Origin of the sequence: Microbacterium sp. (genome assembly GCF_032084865.1) — a bacterium.
Lineage (GTDB): Bacteria > Actinomycetota > Actinomycetes > Actinomycetales > Microbacteriaceae > Microbacterium.
In genome coordinates this window covers 1,644-1,884 of sequence record NZ_DAMDLU010000236.1, presented here as the reverse complement: position 1 = coordinate 1,884, position 241 = coordinate 1,644, and the positions used below count along the sequence as shown (strand labels likewise).

The 241-nt window shown below is 75.9% G+C and carries 1 pseudogene; it reads left to right on the top strand.

The features are described 5' to 3' along the window. Nucleotides 1-241: pseudogene (locus tag RT309_RS14925) on the top strand (hypothetical protein); the annotation flags it as partial.

Below are 241 nucleotides of genomic sequence, written 5' to 3'. Positions count from 1 at the left end.
GCGCGCGGCACCACGACTCGCCCGGGCTCTCTGCGTTCGCATCGGCGTGGGCGACGGCATGTTCACCGCCGAGCTCGCCGCCCGGGCGGCTCCGCCCGGTGGCGACGGGATCGATCCATGGGCGGTGATCCCACCGGGGGCATCCCGCGCGTTCCTCGCCCCGCTCCCCCTGCACGTGCTCGGCGAACCCGAGCTCGCCGACCTGCTGCGGCGGCTGGGGGTGTCGACCCTCGGCGGATTC